The following is a 17,997-nucleotide window of genomic DNA, read 5'->3' as shown; positions in this document are numbered from 1 at the left end:
ACACATTATGGCCGAAGACGAAAAATTACAAAAAGTACTGGCGCGCGCCGGTTTAGGCTCGCGACGTGAAATGGAGCGCGCTATCGCGCAAGGCGAAGTGATGGTCAACGGGCAGGTGGCAAGCCTCGGTGACCGGGTAACCGCAGATGATAAATTAACCTTTCGCGGAAAAAAGGTCAGTGACCAGCCCGAAAGTGAGCGCCAGCGTGTTCTGCTGTATAACAAACCAGAGGGTGAGATTTGCTCGCGCTCTGATCCGGAAGGGCGGCGCACGGTCTACGACCGGCTGCCCAAGCTGAACAATGGGCGCTGGATATCCGTGGGCCGACTGGATTTCAACACTAGTGGTTTGCTGCTATTCACCAACGACGGGGAATTGGCTCATAAGCTTATGCACCCGTCGTCGGTGATTGATCGCGAGTACTTGGTTAGGATCCAGGGCACGGTTGACGAGGATATGAAAAAGCGGCTTATAGAAGGTGTATTGCTCGATGATGGCGTTGCCAAGTTCACCGATATCGTAGACGGGGCGGGTGAGGGGAAAAACCGCTGGTTCTATTGTGTGGTAATGGAAGGTCGTAATCGTGAAGTAAGGCGCTTGTGGGAGTCCCAGGGGGTAAAAGTTAGCCGGTTAAAACGTGTGCGATACGGCAATATCTTTATTCCTTCCCATGTGCGCGTGGGCCAGTGGGTGGAGCTAATGCCCAGAGAGGTGTCTGACCTTTGCCTTACGGCGGGCATTACACCGCCAAAATACAAAGCCGTAAGCCCCAGTGAGAAACAAGCCCGAGAGCGAAGAGAGAAAAAGCTGCGCTCTCGTGGGCATAAACGTTCCTAAGCGAGAGAAATCCTAACTTATTTGTAGCGTGGTTACCCGCTGCAGACTTGGTTACGACCGTTACGCTTTGCTCGGTAAAGGTTATTGTCGGCTTGCTCGAACATGGCTCTGCCATCAACGGAATCCGACGAGCTGCTAGCGCCGATGCTTATGGTGACCGCGATACGCTGGCCTTCATGGCGGATATACAAATCGGCCACGTGCTTACGGACGCGGTCAGCAATGACTGCCGCACCTTCTGCGTCTGTCTTGGTCAATATGGCGGTAAATTCCTCGCCGCCATAGCGAAATACCATATCCGTTTGCCGCATAGCATTTTGTATCGCTTGGGCCACCTCACGCAACACTTGGTCACCCACCAAGTGTCCGTAGCGATCGTTGATAGATTTGAAATAATCAACATCCAAAACCAGCAAAGACAGATCATTTTGGTGACGCATTGCCAAGGCGTGCTCACGCTCGAACGACCGGCTGAAGGCAAAGCGATTGCCAACCCCTGTTAGAGCGTCCACCCGTGCACTACGAATGGCCTCTTGGTACAGCATAGCGTTACGCAGGGGAAACAATAGGTGTGATAAATTCTCTTCGATGGCTTTTAAGTGGCCCTCGTTGAGTCTTTTTGAGTTACTGATACGTATTTCACCCAGCTCTTGATGCTCTGTTTTAAGTTGGTAGTAAAACTGGTGCTTGAGCTTAGGTCCGCCAAACTCAAGTTCAATACCCAGAGACTCATGTCGGTAGCTCATTCGGCTGCCGGGTATAAACAGACACAAGCGTTCCAATAACAGTGGCAGTATCACCTCGAGTTCAAGGCTAGACTGTAAGCTTTGTACGAAGGTGAGCGTATCGCCCAAGTCTGGAACCGGCGATTTTTGGGTTACCAGCGCTGCGCGTTTGCTGAATCGATCACGTGTGCCTGTTGGAGAAAGCATAAGTTCGTCCTAAGTCAGTAATACCCGTAAAGGCGCTTAGCCATCGGGTGCTTCAAACAGGTTTGTCGGCAGCGTAGTCAAGGACTTAACAGTAAATAACCAACAATTCCCACTTTAACGTCATTAAGCTAAGATCGTGCCATTTATTTTTTTTCTGAAAAACGTATTTAAACCAATAGCTTACAAGGTATTTTTCTTGGGGCTGAGTGAGCGCGTCAATCTCTTGGCATTTTTAATGCAATTTATTAGCACTGTGCGCGGACGCCGTGGTGGGGCTCTGTCTTGCTAGTCAGCATCTATCCTGGCGATTTATTCCTTTGGGTATCTTTCGCTGCTTGCTGCGTCGGGTCGGCATTGGCGTTGTACCAGGCGCCGTGGCGCGCGTTTTTTTCTGTGCGAGAACGCAGCTTGCTCTGGATAGGCTATTGGATTGTCATCAGTTTTATCTGGCTATTACGCATTCCCGCAGCGCAATCCTTCAGCGTGCATTTATGCGGCTTAACCGCCGCCGTGTTTATATTTGGCTGGCCACTTACCGTTATCCTGGGTGCCATGGCAGTCGTGGTCAATCAGCTGCTAGAGCCCATGCCGTGGTATACGCTGAGCTCCCAGATGTTACTGGCAGTGTTGATACCAGCCTCCATTGCCTACGGGGTGCGCCGATTGGTGCTTGCTTTACCGGTGAATAACCTCTTCGTTTACCTGTTGGGCGGTGGATTCTTTGGTTCCATGGCCACCACAGCGGCCTCGGCGCTAACAATACTGGCGTTGTTTTGGGCGCTGGATGTGTGGAGCTTGAGGGTAGTGCTGCAAGATAACCTCTGGCTGTTTGCGGTATCCATGTTTCCTGAGGGCTTTATGGGTGGGGCGGTGCTCACAACCATCACGGTATTGTGGCCAGAGTTGGTTAAAAACTACGATGACGAACGTTATTTATCTGATAGGTAAGGGTCGGACGGGTAAGGGGGATGAAGCCTAGGCAGTTACGACGTTGGCGTGAGCCTCTCCCAGTGAGGGATCGGCGGCGGTGGGAAGCGTAATAAAGACCACAAGTCCGCCGTTGGGGCGGTTTTCAGCGGTGATGTTGCCTTGATGTAAAGCCACCGTGCGGTGCGCGATGGCCAAGCCTAGGCCGCAGCCGTCGTCGTTACTCTGAGCCGCAACATTGCCACGGTAGAAGGGCTGGAATATTTTGTTGATATCCGAGCCCTCTACGCCCGGGCCCTCATCGCCAATCACCACCTGAACTGCGGAGCCTTTGTTTATTAATCCAAGCGATAAAAATACCGATGAATTGGGGTTGGTGTATTTTATGGCGTTGCGCAGAACGTTATCAAACACACCCACCAAAACTGAGCTCCTGGTGTTGAGAAGAACCTCTTCGCATTTGAACAACGTTAGTAGGCGAACGCCTTTCTGTTTGGCTGCCGCTCTGTTTTGCCTCAAAGTGCTTTTCAACAGAGGTACTAGGTCAATAATATCCGGTAGCTCAAAGGATTCTTGATCGTCTCGAGGCATGGCCAAAATATTGGTGATGGTATGCTGCAAGGACTCTGTGGCTTCCTCGATGACGTTGAGCTCGCGTTCGCCACGGCCTTGCATTTGGCGTTTTGCCAATTCAACGGCTACCGCAATTCTGGCAATGGGCGCGCGCAATTCGTGTGAGACTTCCTTGGTCACCCGCTGCTGGGCTAGCAGGGCGTGTTCAATACCTTCGGCCATAAAATCAAAGTTTTTGCCTAGGTCGGCCAGCTCCGCGCACTCAAAGTGACTATTGGGGAGCACACGGGAGGACAGTTGTCCTTGAGCGATCTTTTTGCTGGCGGATTTTAATTGGCGTAAATCATTGGCAATCCAATGCCCCAGCCAAAGGCACGCTACCAGACTGGTTACCAAGCCAAACAAAATCCAGGCAAAGAGGTGTGGTGCATACACAGCCATGTAAACATCCACTGGGCTTTTGACAAAGGTGAGCGCTTTAACTTCGGTACCGTCACTGAGGGTAACTAAGCGACCAATGTGCTTGCCAAGCTGAGCATTACGGTTTTCGCTGTTTAGCTGAGCTGCCAGTGGTTGTAGGCTCTCGGGCAGGGTGCGGTGTAGTAAGTCTTCGTTACTTGGGTCGAGAATATAGACGTATTGGTTAAAGTCCTCATCGCCCTCGGCGAAGGCCGTAGTGAGCGAAACCAGATCGTGGGCGATTATTGAAGAGAGGAGGTCGTCTGCCAAGCGCTGTGACACAGAGTTAGGCATAGGCGCAGGCGTTATGATGGCCACAGAACGATTAGTACGATTTTTATCATAGCTAAGCGCAATGAGCGAAATGGTTCCCGCTACAAGCCAGAATACCGCAAACATTTTTATATGTAGGCGATTCATTCCGCAGTACTGGTGACAGTAAACATATAGCCGGCACCGCGAACATTAATAATTTGGTCCTTATCAACGCCGATGGAAGCCAGCTTTTTACGAATGTTACTCACGTGCACGTCAATGCTCCTGTCGTAGGGCGTAAGTTTTCTGCTGAGTGCTTTTTCGGTGAGTATTTCTTTACTTAAAATGTTGCCGGCTTTAGACATTAATTGGTCGAGTATTGAGAATTCGGCACCGGTAATATTCAGGCTGTTGCCATTGAAGACACAACTGCGATTGCCGCGATTAAGCGTGATGCCGTTCACATTTAATACTTCTGCGCTGGGGGCCACCTGAGCGCTACCGATGCGGCGTCTAACGGCGTTGATTCTAGCGACTAGTTCGCGTGGGTTACACGGCTTTGGTAGATAGTCGTCGGCGCCTAGGTCGAGCCCCACAATACGGTCGATAGAATCACTTTTGCCCGTCAACATAATGATGGGGACCTGGGAGAATTCCCGGATTTTACCCAGCAGTTCGTAGCCGTTGTAAACTGGCAGAACCACGTCGAGAACCACTACATCGGGTTGAGATTGTTTTAAAAAAGCGAGGGCTTCGCCACCGTGGTGAATCGCGTTTACGTTAAACCCTTCTTGGGTTAAGTAATCGTTTAACAGGGCACACAGTTCCTTGTCATCGTCTACCAGCAAGACATTGGTCATAGAGCAATCCTACGGTCCTTTCCATAATTCCTTTGCGACATTCTGTACTACTGGTGCAAAGATTTATACCAATTTCGCACACATTCTTGACAAAATTTAACTTTTACAGAATAAACGGTAGTGTAACGACTATTCAATACCTTTGATTGCGTTTTGAGCGCTAGGTTTGGTTGTTGATCGCTGTGGGCTCGGCCGCGCCAAAGGCTAGAGTATCGGCCACAGTTTACCTATAATTGCGCACCATTTTAATGTCGTTATGCACTTTAGTAATTTTACTTGGCCTAAGTGAGGCGTGCTGGCGACTCGCAGGAATAAACACAGAGGCATGCATGGCGAATATTGGCTTATTCTTTGGTAGCGATGAGGGCAATACGGAATCAGTGGCAGAAAAAATTCAGGCCTGCTTGGGCCCTGAAAATATCGATATATTCGACATTGCCGACGTAACCCAATTAGAATTTGATCAGTATGATCGTATTATTCTTGGCATTCCGACATGGGACTTTGGTCAAATACAATCCGATTGGGAAGAATTTTGGCCAGATCTAGAAAACCTGGATTTTAGCGGTAAAACGGTGGCCATGTTCGGCCTGGGTGATCAATTTGGCTACGGTGATTTTTTCCTTGATGCCATGGGCGAGTTGTATCAGGTAGTGTTAAAAACTGCAGCCAGCGTGGTCGGCTTTTGGCCGGTGGACGGCTACGAGTTTGATGCCTCTAAAGCTCTACTTGCCGATCAAAACTGTTTTGTTGGTTTGGCCATTGATGAAGATCAGCAGGAAGAATTAACCAACACGCGAATCAATCAGTGGTGCCAGCAGGTGTGTGCCGAGTTTGATCTGGACATCGACATCACGCTGCTGGAAGACTAGCCTGCCAATGTTTTCACCTTATTCGCCCCTAGATTACTTTTAGGCCTCGGCGGTAAACACGGCTCGTTTTGGCCTGGGATATCCCTCAATGGTTTTGCCTCTGTCGTTGGGGTCTAAAAACTGCTCCAGTGAATGGAACTTCATCCATTGCGTAGAGCGCTGTTCTTCCAAAGTGGTTTCATTAACATCAATCAGCTTCACCTTCTTAAAACCGATCTTCTCTAGCCAAATGTGAAGGGTTGCGCAGCTGGGTAAAAACCATACGTTATTCATCATGGCATAGCGCTTTTTGGGCACCAGTACATGGCCCTCGGGGCCGTCTACGACTAGGGTTTCGAGCACCAACTCGCCGCCGAGTGTTAAAGTCTCTTTGAGTTCTTTTAGGTGATCGAAAGGCGATCGGCGATGATACAGAACACCCATACTGAAGGTGGTATCAAAAGCTTGCAGGTTGGCCGGCACCTGTTCCATTGTCACCGGTAAGACGTGCACCGGTGCGGCTCCAATAAGCTTTTTCATCATGGCAAACTGCACGATAAACCGAGGCGATGGGTCGATGCCGATGACGCGTTTAGCACCGGCGCCTAACGCCCGCCAACAGTGATAGCCATTACCACAACCGACATCAAGTACAGTGCGGTCGTGCAGTGGGGCTATGTGGTCGATCAGCCGGTGCCATTTCCAGTCTGATCGCCATTCGGTATCGATGTGAATACCGTGGACGGTATAGGGGCCCTTGCGCCAGGGGATGAGCGCACGTAATGCGTCTTCCATCGATTTCAGTGTGGCCACCGAGGCATCGCCGGGCGCTCCAATTTCCACGCGGTCCTTGAGTTCTATGGTCTTAGTCACGGGCGCGGGTAGTTGCTCCAGGGCGGAAATCCACGCGGGCAGATCACCGAAGCGTTTGGTTGATAGGCCGTCACTAATTTGAGCCGGTATGCGCTCAGCCCAGGCAGCCAGGTTAGTACCTTTTAGGTTTTCGATTAAGTCCTGATAATATTCAATCATAACGGCTTCTGAGCAATTATTGAGGCAAAATTAAAACACTGAAACCAAACGTCGGCATCGGCAAAACCGCAGGCTTTTAGCCGCTGTCTATGCTGGGTCAGTGTTTCAGGTATTAATACGTTTTCCAGGGCTTCCCGTTTTTGTGATATCTCTAAATCGCTGTAGCCATTGACCTTTTTAAAGCTGTGATAAAGATCGATCATCAATTCGTGGTGGCTTTGATCTTCAAAGGCAACCTTTTCTGACATGATCAAAACACCACCTGGGTTTAACCCTCGATAGATATTTTTCAAAATCGTGTGGCGATGTTCTTGGGCAATAAATTGAAGGGTGAAATTCAATACGACGATGGAGGCATTGCTAATGTGGACATCCAAGACATCTTGGCAGTTTACGTCAACGTGGGTTGCTCCATGATCCCGGGCAATCAGCTTAGAGCATTGGTCGATCATTGCCTGAGAATTATCGATGGCTACTATCTCGCAGCCGTCCACGCCAATCCTTCTGCGCATGGCTAAAGTGGCTGCTCCTAGGGAGCATCCGAGATCGTAACAGCGGGTATTGGGCTGGGTGAAACGCTCGGCCAAATCGCCAATCATGCCAATGATTGTGGTGTAGCCTGGTACTGAACGTTTGATCATATCTGGGAACACGTCTACCACAGATTTGTTGAAGGTAAACTGGTCGATTTGCTTCATTGGCTCAGAGAACAGCTTATCTGCATTGGGTTTATCGATGGGCATGACGAGGCTCGGTTGATCAAATGGGCGCTGATTTTATGCAAATAGCTGACGCTGGGGAAGGGGAAGCCACCGTTGGGCCTATATCTGCTCAAGTTATTGTCTATGACCTAAACTTTACAGGTAGGGCGAACAATGCCCAAGGTGTTCCAGAGGAAGAGTTTAAACCACAGCTATGGCGTTTAGGGAGTATCACAAACTGCGCATCCTAATATTGGATGATTTCGATGGCTTTCGATCTACTGTGGCCCGCATGTTGGAGGACTTTGGTGTCGCCAAGGTTGATGGCGCCAGCAATGCCGAAGATGCTCAAACGCTGTGCGAGCAATGGCGCTACGACGCTATATTATCCGATTACAATCTTGGTAACGGTGCCACTGGGTTGCAGTTACTGGAATCATTGCGCTTTCACCGCCGGCTGGACAGCAGACAAATATTCGTTTTAGTGTCAGCTGAAAACAGCAAAGAGATTGTACTGGCGGCCTCCGATGTGGAACCGGACGCCTATCTCTCTAAACCGATCACAGCGAAAACATTACAGCAGCGCCTAGACCGAATTTTAGTTATGTACCAGCAGTTGCAGCCTTTATTAACTGCGATGGATAACCATGATACTGCTGCGGCTATTTCCGCCTGCCGGGATCACATTCGCCGGCGTGGTTATCAAAGTGGGTTCTGCCAAAAATACTTGGCGAATTTGCTGTTGGAAGCCGGCGATCTCGGTGCAGCCGAGCAAGTCTATCGCTCGGTATTGCAAGTAAGACCACTGGAATGGGCCCGACTGGGCATGGCCAAGATCCGGCATTTGCAGGGCGATCTAGACATGGCCAAGCGCTGGTTTCAGGATCTCATTACCGTAAACCCGCTAAATCTAAAAGCCTATGATGGTCTGGCCGATGTCTTGGCTAGCAACAACGATGGCAGGCAGGTACAGGCGACACTGCAAAGTGCTGTGTCTATTTCGCCTCTAGCGTTACTGCGCCAGGAGCGATTGGCCGATACGGCGGTGCGTAACCAAGATTTTGCAGTTGCAGTAAAGGCTTTACGTCGGGTGATTCGGTTGGCCGAACATTCGGTCTATAAAACCCCCCAGCAGAATTTAAATTATGCCCGCTCTGCCCTTAGCCTGAACGAACAGCTGCCTTCTCCCGAAGCGCTCAAGGATGCAGTATCCAAATTGAAATTTTTGGAGGCGCCTAGCCTTGAGCAGTCTATCGCACTCCAAAGTAAATTACTGCAGGCACAGCTCATGTTGCGGTCCCAGGACGTTGTTCGCGGCGAGCAGATGTTTCATGAAGCCTGTGCTCAGGTACAGCAAACACCCTTGTGTGCTTTGCCCTTTGAGGTGGCGTTTGAGACGATCAAAGCACAACGCTGTTTTGGCAAGCAACAAGAAGCAGAGGAGCTTTTGCAGGCGTTGTGCGAGCAGCACAAAAATGACCAAGAAAAACTGGAACAATTAGACCTGTTATTAGACGAACCTAAAAGTACAAAAAATAAAAGCTTGATTGCTCGCTTTAACAGTGATGGCATACGACATTATCAGCGGCACGCTTTTACTCAAGCGGCGGAAGCTTTTGCACATGCACAAGCGTTGTTTCCCTCCCATGTAGGTGTGCGTTTAAACCTGCTACAAGTCCTTTTGGCGCAGTGTGAAGCCGACGACGTAGAACCGGGTCTGATTGCACAGGTGGATGAGGCGTTGGATTTTGTGAGTCAAAAAATTCATCCAACCGATGGCCAATACCGACGCTACATTCAATTGAAAGAGAAACGCCAAAAATGTGCGCTAAGCCACTAAAAGGACTGGGCTATGTCTTCCGAAAACGCCAATGATGATTTTTCTCTGATTCTTGCCGCCAGCGTGCACGACATGAAAAACTCACTGGGGATGCTGTTGGGTTCTTTGGATGAGGTAATTTCCGAGATGGACCCAGCCAATCAGCGCCAGGCCAAGCAATTCACGACGTTGCAATACGAGGCTTCTCGCATCAGCGCGGAGCTGGTGCAGTTGTTATCGGTTTATCGTATGCAAAAACAGCGGCTACCGGTAACCATCGATGAACAGTATGTGATTGAATTATTGGAAGACCAAATAACACGTAATGAAACACTGTTTACGATGCAGGGTATTACAGTGCATTTGGACTGCGCTGAGGATTTGGTTTGGTACTTTGACGGCGAGATGGTAGCAGCGGTAATCAACGATGCCTTGGTCAATGCATCGCGTTACACCAAGGATAAGATATTGGTCTCCGCGCAGATTACGGACCAATGCCTGGAGGTACGGATTTCTGACAACGGGCCCGGTTTCCCGCGCGCCATGCTCGGGGCGCAAACAGCAGACTATGAAGCTCAGGAATTTGACCGTCATCGTACTAATTTGGGCCTTTACTTCGCTTCTCAAATTGCAAAACGACACAAACGGAACGACATTACAGGTCGCCTAGAGCTGCTCAATGCAGGACGCCTTCCCGGCGGCGAGCTGGTTCTAATTTTGCCTTAGGGCCGAACAGCATCTCGCAATATCCTCGTGGGCGTAGTTAATTATTCACAGGGGCGAGTACACGGGCGAGCTGAGTAGGTTGAGATTTCGTTTGTGAGATATCAAGGATGAGAGAACTCACAATTGAGATAAATACCCCCCCCTGCTGAGATAAACAAAGTAAAAACGACCAGGGGTGGGGGGCTAGACTGAAAACAAACCAGGTTTTACAACCACACGTTACCTCGGTTTACAAGTAGTGTGTGGCTGCTTTGAAGGGCTACAAAACGAAGCTCTCTAACCCCAGTTTAGCGGTTTCTTCACTGCTGCCATTGTGGGTGATAACCGCAGTACTGGCTTTGTCGGCCTGTAAATAGGTTTCGGCCACTCGCTGCATGTCGCCCGCGGTTACCTCCAGTACGCGCTGGCGAAACAATTCCCTCACGCTTTGACTGCGCCCAGCCAGTTGCGCGTGGAATGCTTGTTTAGCTTCACCCGCCGGAGAGCTAGGTTTATCCAGTGAGGCTACCACGCCCAAAATAGCTTCTTCCACCGATTGGTCGCTGTGCGTTGCGCTGTGCAACCAGTCGATTGCACGGTCGAAATCGGCCAGGGTTTCGGATAAGCGAGGGTCACGATAGGAATAAAAGCGAAAGCTTGCGCTGTTGGAATCTTGGCTGGCTCCGCCACCATAAGCGCCACCCTGCTCGCGGATAGTGCGGTGTAAATAACCATTGCGCAAAAAGCCGGAGAGTACCGTAAGCACCGGCGAATCTGGATGGTTCATGGTTACCGTGGGGTACGCCTTAGCACAGAAGTTTACCTGGGTATTGGCAATCCACGCTTGCAACGAATTTGTGCTCACTGGCGGCGCGCTAAAATGCGAACTAATGCCGGCGGAATACTGGCCCCATTGCTGCTCAATATTGGCAATGCATTCCACGGTATGCTCGGCATCAGCGGCCAGGAAGTAACGCCGTTGGTTATTGGTTACCGCCTTGTGTATACGGCTCAACTTGTCGGCCAAGGCTGCCAAGGCGGCGGGCTCTGCCAGCGACTTATCCAGGGCTTTGAGCGACTTAATACCAGCTAGGCCGGATAATCGATGATTGATATTGGCACCACTGCTTAAACCACTGGCAGCCGCGGACATCGCCAGCGCGTGGCCAGAGCCAGTCACGCTCATCTCGCGTCGGGCGCGCACTTGTGAGATAAGCTCTTTCATGCGGGCGTGTTCATCAAATCGCACTGAAGTTAGGGTTTGATCCATAAGTTCAGTGAGCTGCTGTTGGTTGCGCGCCAGTGCCTTACCGGAAACGGTTACAAAACTGGTTAGGTTTTGGGCGTTGTCTATGTCACCGCGCATACTGCTAAAGGCGTTTAGGCCACCCGTTACTTGAGCTTGGCGTTGCTGAATGGCCAGGTAGTCTTGATCGCCGAGTCCCAGCTCTGTTAAGCACAGGGTGTAAATGGGCAGTACGGCTAGCAGCTCATCGTCGAGCTGGGGCAGGTCCATAACAACCTGCTGATAGGCCAGGCCGTTAGTCCCAGCGTGGTAAACACTTAAAGCGCTGTCGCCAACTTTGTATTCTTCGCCTACCGCACGGTGCATGTTGGCCGGAACATCGGCCACGGTGACTTTGGGCAGCACACTTTCGTCGTCCGCTTGTTCCTGGCGTTGTTTAAGCTGTTGCGCCAGTGCCACCACACTTTGCTTTTGCTCTTCGCTAAGTCCTGATTTTAACTCCGCCAGGCGCTGTTGCTCGGCTGCAACCTTGTGCTGGCTGATAGAGCCATCCGGCACCATGGTTAGATGAACTCGGTGTGGGTTATCCAACAGCAAAGTCTTGGCGAGGTTCTGGACAAAATTGGGTTCCCCGGCGGCGGTGCGTAATTTCTGTAGCGCCGGTTCTACATCCAGCAAGGCAATGGCATCACCTCTGTGGGTGGCTGAAGTTAGGCCGGACAGAATCAACTGCAAGCCGTAAGGATAGGAGTCGCCTCCAATCTCGCGTTGCGCTAATTCCAGCTGGTGCAGACTGGCTTGTAATTGTTTGTCGCTGACGCCGTTTTCGGCAATGTCGGTGATCACCGCCAAGACGGCCTGTTCAAAGGCTTCGGCATGTTCTGCTTCGCTGCCCTCAATGCCGCACAGAAACGACAACTCTTTCTGAGAGTCGTCTAAACCGCACATGGGGGAGGGGGCCGACCCCAGTTCTGTGGTCTCTAACAGTTTTTGCAGTGGTGACGCGCTGTTGTCTAGTAGGAGGTTGTTGAGCAGTTGCGCTTGCAGTACGGCGTCTAGGTCTGTGGATTTACCCAGCAGCCAACCCATCACCAAATGTGTTTTACTCGTAAGATCTTCATCGTCGTCCAGTGGGTAGTATTCCTGCACCCGCACCGGGGCGTGGTAACGCTGCTCATCGCCTACACTGACTTGATAATCGAGCTTTTTAAAGCGAGTTAATACCTGTTCTTCAAATTTGGTTTGGTGCTCCACCACAGGAATGTCGCCAAAGGTCATGAAGATGGCGTTGCTGGGGTGATAGTGGGTGCGATAAAACCGCTGCAGTTGTTCGTAACTGAGGCTGGGAATAACGTCGGGCTCGCCACCGCTATTGAAGTGGTAGGTTGTGGTGGGGAACAGATACTTGCAGATGGCTTGCCACAACTGAGACGGCACGGAGCTCATGGCGCCTTTCATTTCGTTGTACACCACACCTTTATAAACCAATTCAGAATTGGGGTCGTCGGCCTGGGCGAATTCGACACGGTGTCCCTCCTGGGCAAAATCCAACGGGTCTAGCCGTGAGAAGAATACGGCGTCTAAATAAACATCCAGTAGATTGTTGAAATCCTTTTTGTTTTGGCTGGCAAAGGGGTATGCGGTCCAATCAGAGCTGGTGAAAGCGTTCATAAAGGTGTTGAGAGAACGCCGAATCATCATAAAGAAGGGGTCGCGTACCGGGAATTTCTCACTGCCACACAGCGCGGTATGTTCCAGAATGTGAGCTACGCCGGTGGAGTCCATGGGGACTGTCCGCAGTGCTACCAAAAACACGTTTTCTTGGTTATCCGCCGCAAGGTGGATATGTTGGGCGCCGGTTTTGCTATGGCGATATTCTTCAACCTGAATACCGAGAGATTCGATGGTGTGGCTGCGTAGCAGCTCAAAAGCAGGGTGAGCGTTAGACGGCATAGGTTCCTCAGGTTGTGTCGTGCAAAGGGTTGGCCCAGTTAGCGATTTCGGGCTGTTACTAACGGTGTTTGTAGGCCTTCAGTTGAGTCAGTGTACACCTTTACTGAGCTGCGAAAAACCGCTCATGGTCAGCTGGCGGGTGGGCTTATAGGTATGGGTAATCGTTGCTGTTTAGCTGATTGAATAATGAATAGCTTTTGTTGTCGGGTGAGCTTTTTAATCTCAATTTCACGCCGCGCTGCTGTAACCTTGGTGTGGTTGGGTTCGTGCCACAGCAAATGTTTTGGTGGGTCTATACGAAAGTATTTGGCGCCGCGACCAACATGGTGCTGTTGCGTCCGACGCGGTAGGTTATTGGTAATGCCCGTGTACAGCTTGCCTTTGGTGGTTTCTATGATATACACCACCCAGTTTTTTTCCGTCGTATCTGCCATGCCCCATTGTAGCGGTTTACGTTGCAATACCCAACGCAGCGCGCAGCAAACTAAAGCGGACCAACGTATATAGGAGTGTTGATGGCCGGCGACCGTAATTTCGATGACTTGGCGTATCGATTTGCCAGCAATGTCTACCAAACGCTAAAGGGCCGGATTCGTTTAGACGTCATCCAGCGAGATTTAGAACAACGCTGCCCACAATTGCAGCAACCCGGCGGTGTTATTTTGGATGCCGGCTGTGGCAGGGCGCCATTTGCTGGGCCTCTGTTATCGCTCGGCCACAAGGTTACTTTGGTGGATGTCTCAGTAGAAATGCTGAAACTGGCCCTGGCCGAGGTAGAGCCAACGGCCTTAGCTGAGCAAAAGTTGGCTTGGTTCCATGGCACCATAGTACAGTATCAGAGGCAGGCTTGGTCCGGTCAAAGTTTCGACGTCATCCTCTGCCATGCGGTGTTGGAGTGGGTAGAAGACCCGCAGGCGCTATTGCACAGCATCCACACCATGCTGAAGCCCGGGGGGGTACTGTCGCTGCTGTTTTATAACCTCGACGGCTTGATTTTTAAAAATCTGCTGCGCACTAATTTTAAAAAAGTGAATCAGGGCCAATATCGTGGTGGCAGACGTAGCCTTACGCCTACCTACCCACGCAAAATTGACGATGTGAAAACTTGGTGCCAAGCGTTGAACCTAGAGCCGGTTTGCCACAGTGGAATTCGGGTGTTTCACGATTTTGTACTTAATGAGGAAGATCGCAATCGTCAACCGGAGGAGCTCAAAGCGCTGGAACTTCAGTTCTCCAGTCAGTCGCCTTACCGAGAGCTGGGCCGGTACCAGCATATGCTCTGGCAGAAGCCAAAATAGCTACATTGGTACGCCCTTGCTAGACAAAGCTAACGCTTGGTCAGTAATAAGTCTTTGGCAGCATTAATTTGGGCGGCAAGGTAATCATTACCGCCGCGATCAGGGTGCAGCTTTTGAATAAGGCTGCGATGGGCTGTAACAATATCGTCTTTGCTGGCACCCGTGCTAAGCCCCAGTATTTGCAGCGCCTGAGACTCGGTTAGGTCAGTGTGGGTGGCGCCAGAGTTCTTGCGTTTCAGTAGGTGGGGGTGGTAGCGGTTAAGGTAGGCGACTAACACATCGTGGCTGTCGCGGCAGGGCCGGCATTGCTGCAAAAATGCAAGCAGCTGAGGTTCTGTCAGGTCTTTGAGTTGTTTGCCGCTGAGCGCACCTTTTAACACCATGCCGCCCATGTCGCCATTTTTATCAACGACAAACTGAAGATGCTCAGTGTTGGTTGAGCGCGCCTGTTGATTCTTCTGCTGGGCCTTTTGTTGCATCCAGGGCAGAATCACCGGCATGGTTCTGGTGGCGAGGCTAAGCAAGGATTTAAACAGTGGGACAACGGCTGCGATCAACAGCCCCACCCAGTGCAATTTGCCGGTAAACGCCAGCAGCGCCAGCGTGGCGCCACCACCAAGCAGGCCGGCTTTCCACCACAGTTTTTTTTGCTCTTCAGGCGGTTGCCGGCGGATGTAGTTAATGCTGTAAAAGCAAATGCCCATGACGGCAAGGATAAGTAGAAAACGCGTGATCATAATACTCCAATTGAGCCGTGCGCTATTGTATCTCCAGTTGTAATCCAATTCGGTAAAGGTAATTTGATTCCTGGGCCAGCGAGGTTTGGGTGAGGGGGTTGTTGTCTAGCCAGCTGTCTTCAAACGCCAGCGAAATGGCCTGTTCAGTTCGGCTCAGTACAGGTTGGCAATCCAGACTGTCGCGTTTGCGATTAAGCACAGCCGCCAATCGAAGGCAGATCGCCATGTTGAGAATGCTCTCGCGATGGCCATCGTTCAATGTTTCTAACACTTGGGTGTCGATTTTTCTTCGGTGCATGCCCACCAAAACAGACAGAAGAAATTGTTCGTAGCGGTTGAACCCGGCGAGATCGCAATTGGCCAGTATGTACTTACCGTGGTGGTGGTAACCCGAGTGGCTGATGGATAGTCCTATCTCGTGCAGTTGCGCGGCCCAGCCTAGTATCTTAGATTGGTTGAACACTCCGTTATCCGGTATGGCCAACTGTTTTTCTAACGCCAGTGCAGTGTCACACACCCTCTGAGCTTGATGTTTATCAACGTGGTATTTGGTTTGGGTTTGCTCGACGGTTTCATCACGAATATCGTGGTGCTTAAGTCGGCCTATGGTTTCATAGATTAAGCCTTCTTTTAGTGCCGCATTGGATACATGCAATTGGCTAATTTGCATCTGGTCAAAGATGGCTTTAAGTATTGCAATACCGGCCGCTAGGACATGTCTGCGGGCCTTGGGGATATTGTCTTGCGGTGCAAAGCCATTGCTCACCACGCTGTCATATAGCCAAGTGATGCCATCGGCATCAATAGTACCTGTGGGGGTGCCCTCTGGCATCAGTTCGGCCACGGTTTTCATGGTGCCTGAGGCACCGTAGGTCATATCCCAGCCTTCATCTAAGTATCTTCGGCGGATACCTTGCATCTCCTCACAGGCAGCCAGGTAAGCTCTGCGCATGCTTTTGCTGTTAATCGTCAGCTGGCCGGAGTCGTCGCTCAAATACTTGTCGGTATAGGTCACGCAGCCCATGGTGAGGCTTTCTAAGATCTTGGGTTTGTAATCTTGCCCAATGACAAACTCGGTACTGGCACCGCCGATATCGGCTACCAGGCGCTTTCTGTGGTCGTGGGAGATAGTCTGTGCCACGCCGATGTACACCAGCCGGGCTTCCTCATACCCAGATACAATCTGTATAGGCAAGCCAAGCGTCTGCTCTGCTTGGCGCAGAAAATCCTGTGCATTAGTGGCCGCTCTGAGCGCTTTGGTTCCTACCACCCTAATCTGATCGGCTGGAATTTCCTGAATGCGCTCTTTAAACCACGATAGGCAAGTCAGGGCGCGGACTTGGGCGTCCTCAGACAGAATGCCGTTGGTGAGGCCTCGGGCGATTTGGACCATATCCTTTACCCTATCAACGACCTCGATAACGCCTTGGTTCTCACGCACAATAAGCATGTGAAAGCTGTTGGAGCCCAAATCGATAGCGACGAAATAATGAGAATGGTCTTGCGGGGAGGAGGTACTTACCACGGTTCTGTCCAAAGTCTATTTGCCGCGAGTATAACCCTTGCCGGGGCAAGCCCCAACCACAGTATTACTCTCGACATTAGGCCCTGTCCCGGTGAGTGTCAAAATCAAAGTTGGTGCGTGCGTAAAGCTGTTGGCTTCAAGTTGGTGCGGTTTGCTTGTTTTGCAACCTGTGATATATCACTCCAACGCATGCAAACCCAGGGCTTGGGGCCGTGCAGAGTCGCGTTACGCAACCATTCAACATTCAATGGCAATTTACCCGCCTAAGGCTGGGCGGTTTTGATCCATATTTAGGTTTTCTGTCACGCTTAGAGGCGAACTCTCAAAATGGTATTTTTCGTGCACGATTAACGCTATTGGTTCGCGCTTGAAAGTAGAAATGTTTCATTTTTAATCCAACCACTTTGCCTAGCTTTGACGTATAGCCTTGCTTATCAGGCGGTGTGAGTGTAATTCTTATGCTCATTAATTCCGTCATTGAACAAGGTAAGTCAAATGTTTGGTCGCAAAGTTATTTCAATTCCTGCTGAAAGTGAGTGTTTGCCTGGGCGAGATGAAACCATGCCTGTGCCGGACGAGCATCGGGTGCTGAAGACCCCACTAAAGGTACAAGACGATCGCTATGACACTATTACGGTCGGTATGGGGTGTTTTTGGGGTGCCGAGCGTTTGTTTTGGCGCATGGATGGTGTTTACAGCACGGCAGTAGGTTACGCCGGCGGGGTTACGCCCAACCCGAGCTACGATGAAGTTTGTTCGGGCCGAACCGCTCATACAGAAGTCGTGAAAGTGGTTTATGACCCTCATAAAATAAACTTAGAAAAGTTGTTGAAAACGTTTTGGGAAGAACATGATCCTACCCAAGGATTTAGACAGGGTAATGATCTTGGAACACAGTATCGTTCAGCTATCTACTACACCAACGATGCTCAGGGCGCTGTTTGCAAACGGGCCGCTGAAAGGTATCAGGCTGAATTAAGTCATGCTGGCCGAGGCGACATTACTACTGAGGTTGAACCACTTAAAACGTTTTACTATGCAGAGCCTTACCATCAACAATATCTGGATAAAAATCCCAACGGTTACTGTGGATTGGCGGGTACAGGCGTCAAGTGTAAATAAAATGCAAAGAGGTAATAAATTTGGCTGCTCCCGTGGGAAACGGATCTCGCTGGATAAAAAAATTCATAGAATTTGCAGGTTGAGTAAGTTACGCTGACTATGAGTCAAAGAGTAAATAAATAGGTCTATTTAAGCTTCCGCTAGTTATTAAAACTCACGCAAAA

The 17,997-nt window shown here is 50.5% G+C and carries 16 protein-coding genes; 7 read left to right on the top strand and 9 right to left on the bottom strand.

Features of this window, described 5'->3' with window-relative positions:
- Nucleotides 1-7 precede the first annotated feature (7 nt).
- Nucleotides 8-838: a 23S rRNA pseudouridine(2605) synthase RluB gene (gene rluB / locus ACGHM3_RS13945; RefSeq protein WP_345415327.1), complete on the top strand. Its 831-nt coding sequence runs from the start codon at nt 8-10 to the stop codon at nt 836-838.
- A 32-nt stretch (nt 839-870) separates the two neighbouring features.
- Here rluB and ACGHM3_RS13940 read toward each other — a convergent pair whose 3' ends face one another.
- Nucleotides 871-1,770 carry a GGDEF domain-containing protein gene (locus tag ACGHM3_RS13940; protein ID WP_345415329.1) on the bottom strand — a complete coding sequence of 300 codons (900 nt, stop codon included), beginning with the start codon at nt 1,768-1,770 and terminating at the stop codon, nt 871-873.
- A 282-nt stretch (nt 1,771-2,052) separates the two neighbouring features.
- Here ACGHM3_RS13940 and ACGHM3_RS13935 point away from each other — a divergent pair, with 282 nt between their 5' ends.
- On the top strand, nt 2,053-2,718 hold the full coding sequence (locus ACGHM3_RS13935) for an energy-coupling factor ABC transporter permease (protein WP_345415332.1): 666 nt from the start codon (nt 2,053-2,055) through the stop codon (nt 2,716-2,718).
- 27 nt (nt 2,719-2,745) lie between these two features.
- Here the strand turns inward: ACGHM3_RS13935 and ACGHM3_RS13930 are convergent, their stop codons facing one another.
- Nucleotides 2,746-4,023, bottom strand: coding sequence for an ATP-binding protein (locus tag ACGHM3_RS13930; RefSeq protein ID WP_345415335.1), 1,278 nt, complete (start codon nt 4,021-4,023; stop codon nt 2,746-2,748).
- 122 nt (nt 4,024-4,145) lie between these two features.
- Entirely contained in the window at nt 4,146-4,844 is a 699-nt protein-coding gene (locus ACGHM3_RS13925; protein ID WP_345415338.1) for a response regulator transcription factor, read from the bottom strand.
- A 329-nt stretch (nt 4,845-5,173) separates the two neighbouring features.
- On the opposite strand from ACGHM3_RS13925, the gene fldB reads away from it, so the two are divergent.
- The gene (gene fldB / locus ACGHM3_RS13920) at nt 5,174-5,716 is read left to right on the top strand and encodes a flavodoxin FldB (RefSeq protein WP_345415341.1); all 543 of its coding nucleotides are present in this window, start codon (nt 5,174-5,176) and stop codon (nt 5,714-5,716) included.
- Nucleotides 5,717-5,755: 39 nt separating this feature from the next.
- Here the strand turns inward: fldB and cmoB are convergent, their stop codons facing one another.
- Both cmoB and cmoA read right to left on the bottom strand, forming a co-directional pair.
- Nucleotides 5,756-6,724, bottom strand: coding sequence for a tRNA 5-methoxyuridine(34)/uridine 5-oxyacetic acid(34) synthase CmoB (cmoB, locus tag ACGHM3_RS13915; protein WP_405002945.1), 969 nt, complete (start codon nt 6,722-6,724; stop codon nt 5,756-5,758).
- A complete protein-coding gene (gene cmoA / locus ACGHM3_RS13910) occupies nt 6,724-7,470 on the bottom strand; it encodes a carboxy-S-adenosyl-L-methionine synthase CmoA (protein ID WP_345415349.1) in 747 nt (248 codons plus the stop codon). Before cmoA ends, cmoB begins: the two co-directional genes overlap by 1 nt.
- A 172-nt stretch (nt 7,471-7,642) precedes the next feature.
- On the opposite strand from cmoA, the gene ACGHM3_RS13905 reads away from it, so the two are divergent.
- Both ACGHM3_RS13905 and ACGHM3_RS13900 read left to right on the top strand, forming a co-directional pair.
- Complete coding sequence (locus ACGHM3_RS13905) at nt 7,643-9,268, top strand: response regulator (protein WP_345415352.1); 1,626 nt, start codon at nt 7,643-7,645, stop codon at nt 9,266-9,268.
- Nucleotides 9,269-9,280: 12 nt separating this feature from the next.
- Entirely contained in the window at nt 9,281-9,973 is a 693-nt protein-coding gene (locus ACGHM3_RS13900) for a HAMP domain-containing sensor histidine kinase (protein ID WP_345415355.1), read from the top strand.
- 259 nt (nt 9,974-10,232) lie between these two features.
- Here the strand turns inward: ACGHM3_RS13900 and ACGHM3_RS13895 are convergent, their stop codons facing one another.
- Nucleotides 10,233-13,151: an insulinase family protein gene (locus ACGHM3_RS13895; RefSeq protein ID WP_345415358.1), complete on the bottom strand. Its 2,919-nt coding sequence runs from the start codon at nt 13,149-13,151 to the stop codon at nt 10,233-10,235.
- 128 nt (nt 13,152-13,279) lie between these two features.
- Nucleotides 13,280-13,585, bottom strand: coding sequence for a GIY-YIG nuclease family protein (locus ACGHM3_RS13890; RefSeq protein WP_345415361.1), 306 nt, complete (start codon nt 13,583-13,585; stop codon nt 13,280-13,282).
- Between the two features lie 81 nt (nt 13,586-13,666).
- Here ACGHM3_RS13890 and ACGHM3_RS13885 point away from each other — a divergent pair, with 81 nt between their 5' ends.
- Nucleotides 13,667-14,449 carry a methyltransferase domain-containing protein gene (locus ACGHM3_RS13885; RefSeq protein WP_345415364.1) on the top strand — a complete coding sequence of 261 codons (783 nt, stop codon included), beginning with the start codon at nt 13,667-13,669 and terminating at the stop codon, nt 14,447-14,449.
- 29 nt (nt 14,450-14,478) lie between these two features.
- Here ACGHM3_RS13885 and ACGHM3_RS13880 read toward each other — a convergent pair whose 3' ends face one another.
- On the bottom strand, nt 14,479-15,186 hold the full coding sequence (locus ACGHM3_RS13880) for a hypothetical protein (RefSeq protein WP_345415367.1): 708 nt from the start codon (nt 15,184-15,186) through the stop codon (nt 14,479-14,481).
- 22 nt (nt 15,187-15,208) lie between these two features.
- Nucleotides 15,209-16,711, bottom strand: coding sequence for a Ppx/GppA phosphatase family protein (locus ACGHM3_RS13875; protein ID WP_345415370.1), 1,503 nt, complete (start codon nt 16,709-16,711; stop codon nt 15,209-15,211).
- 495 nt (nt 16,712-17,206) lie between these two features.
- Here ACGHM3_RS13875 and msrA point away from each other — a divergent pair, with 495 nt between their 5' ends.
- Nucleotides 17,207-17,833: a peptide-methionine (S)-S-oxide reductase MsrA gene (msrA, locus tag ACGHM3_RS13870; protein WP_345415373.1), complete on the top strand. Its 627-nt coding sequence runs from the start codon at nt 17,207-17,209 to the stop codon at nt 17,831-17,833.
- Nucleotides 17,834-17,997: the final 164 nt, after the last annotated feature.

The sequence above is a fragment of the Halioxenophilus aromaticivorans genome, from assembly GCF_042850945.1.
Taxonomy (GTDB): domain Bacteria; phylum Pseudomonadota; class Gammaproteobacteria; order Pseudomonadales; family Cellvibrionaceae; genus Halioxenophilus; species Halioxenophilus aromaticivorans.
Note: the sequence above shows the minus strand (reverse complement) of the source record. Positions and strands in the feature narration are given on the sequence as shown.